Consider the following 2,273-nt stretch of genomic DNA (forward strand, 5'->3'; position numbering starts at 1 on the left):
AATCAGGCAGCCGGTTACCGTGGGCTCGCTGATCATCACGAACACATCCAGGGCGTCGCCGTCGTCGGCCAGCGACGAGGGCAGAAAGCCGTAGGCGGCCGGGTACTGCATCGCCGACGAGAGAACGCGGTCCACGCGAAAGATCTGGAGCTCGGGGTCGTACTCGTACTTGACGCGGCCGCCGCGCGGAATTTCGATGACAACGTGAATGTGTTCAGGGGCCTGCGGTCCTGCAGGCAGCTCGGTCAGGTTCATGGTGATTTCCTCGGGTTGGGGGCGCGGGCGCCGCGCCGCGGGGGAGGGTGGCTCGGCAGGGCGCTGCGCGTCCGGCCGGCGGCGCGATTCTAGGCAAGCAGGGCAAAAAGACAAGGGCCTTCGCCCCGGGTATTTGAGCCCCTATACTGCCCGGCACATGAACAGTGATTCCCACAAAGACGCCTTCCCCAAATGGGTGTGGGTCGTGCTCGGCGCGATTCTGCTCTTCTGCACGCCCTGGTGGGTTCCCTCTGGCTGGGTGGAGCCCACGGTGTGGGGTTTTCCCTTCTGGGGGCTCGTCATGGTGGCCGGCTTCACCGTGCTCGCGGGGTTCACGGCCTGGGTCTACGAGCTGCTCTGGCACGATGAAGACGAGTCGGAGGATTCTGCGCCGTGAAGGAGCTGCTGAGCGGCACCGTCGTCCTGGTCTTTACCGGCATCTACCTGGCCGTTCTGGTGGGCGTGGCGCTCCTTGCGACGCAGCGCTCGCGCGCGGCGGGCGCGGGAGAGGACCCGCGCGACGAGCACGAACTGGGCGGCCGAAGCCTCCCGCTCTTCGTGCTGCTCGGCACGCTCTATGCGAGCCAGTACTCGGGCAACTCCTTCGTGGGGTTTTCGGGAAAAGCCGCACGCGATGGATACGAGTTTATCGGCAGCGTGCTCTTCATGCAGAGCGTGATCGTGGGTTACCTGCTCTACGCGGGCCGGCTGTTCAAACTCTCGCGCGTTCACCGTTACCGTACTCCCGCTGACTTTCTTTTGCATCGCTATGAGCACAAGGGCCTGCATCTTCTGGCCAGCGGGCTGATGATTTTCGCGCTGCTCAACTTCGTTCTCTCGCAGCTTGTCGCCATCGGCAAGATCACCATGGTGATGGGACAGAGCTCCGACGGAATGCCGCTGCATCCGGCGTGGGGCATCGTGAGCCTGGCGCTGCTCATGGTCCTGTACGAAACCTTCGGCGGGATGCGCGCGGTGGCGTGGACCGACATGCTCCAGGGCGCGATGCTCCTGGTCGGAGCCATGGGGCTGTTCATCCTGCTGGAGAACACCGGTGGCGGCATGTCGGGCGCGCTCTCGCGCTTTCGCGAGCTCTGGCCGGACAAGGTGAGCCCGCCGCGGGGGAGGGACCTGGGGGCCTGGGTCGGGAGCATCGTGCTCTTTGCCGCCGGAGCGGCATGTTATCCCCATGCCATCCAGCGCATCTATGCCGCGCGCTCGGCAAAGGTGCTGCGCCGGTCCATGGCCATCATGGTCTTCATGCCGCTCATCACGACGCTGCCGCTTTTCCTGATCGGCATCTACGCGCAGGCCCTGGCCGGGGCGAAGGTGCTCGGCAGCGACGAGGCCATGCCGCTCATCCTCGACCACATCGCCGGCACGCCGCTCGGATCGGTCATCGCGCTGGTCGTGCTGGCGGGCGCGGTCTCGGCCATGATGAGCACCGCCGACAGCGCGCTGCTCACCACTTCGAGCATCGTCAACCGCGACTGGCTCGAGCGCTACTTCCTGCCCGGAAGAAGCCCCCACTTCTATCTGCGTTGTTCGAAGATCACCTCGTGGGTAGTCGTCGCAAGTATTGCGGCGGTCTCCATCTGGTCGGTCGCCAACGGGCACCGCATCTGGCAGATCCTGAGCATCAAGCTCGAAGTCCTCATGCAGACCGCGCCGGCCATCTGGTTCGGCGTGCGCGGGCGGCATCTCTCGGGCCAGTGGGCCTTCCGCGCCATGCTGGTGGGGGCGGCAATCACCCTGTTGGGCTGGCTGACCTGGCACAACACGGACACGGGGTCCTATCTGCTTTACTTCCCGACCCACGAGGTTCCGAAGAACCTGGAGAGCATGCGCACCCTGCTGGGGGTGCAGGTGGGCGTCTGGGGCCTCGGCGCCAACCTCATGGTGTGCGCCATCGGTTCGCGCATTTCCCGGATGCGCGCGAGAGAGGATTTGGCCGCCGCCTGATCCGGACTTTCCCGCGTTGCCCGCCTGCCTTCGGCGCGGTAGGATTGGTCTGATAG

At 65.4% G+C, this 2,273-nt stretch carries 3 protein-coding genes; 2 read left to right on the forward strand and 1 reads right to left on the reverse strand.

What is annotated here, in order from left to right:
- The coding region (locus tag KDH09_18895; protein ID MCB0221772.1) for an inorganic diphosphatase at window positions 1-255 on the reverse strand (255 nt) is incomplete at its 3' end.
- Between the two features lie 157 nt (window positions 256-412).
- Here KDH09_18895 and KDH09_18900 point away from each other — a divergent pair.
- Together KDH09_18900 and KDH09_18905 are read left to right on the forward strand one after the other, a co-directional pair.
- On the forward strand, window positions 413-652 hold the full coding sequence (locus tag KDH09_18900) for a hypothetical protein (protein MCB0221773.1): 240 nt from the start codon (window positions 413-415) through the stop codon (window positions 650-652).
- Window positions 649-2,217 carry a sodium:solute symporter family protein gene (locus tag KDH09_18905; protein ID MCB0221774.1) on the forward strand — a complete coding sequence of 523 codons (1,569 nt, stop codon included), beginning with the start codon at window positions 649-651 and terminating at the stop codon, window positions 2,215-2,217. The genes KDH09_18900 and KDH09_18905 overlap by 4 nt, the downstream gene beginning before the upstream one ends.
- Window positions 2,218-2,273 lie beyond the last annotated feature (56 nt).

The organism is Chrysiogenia bacterium (genome assembly GCA_020434085.1).
Classification (GTDB): domain Bacteria; phylum JAGRBM01; class JAGRBM01; order JAGRBM01; family JAGRBM01; genus JAGRBM01.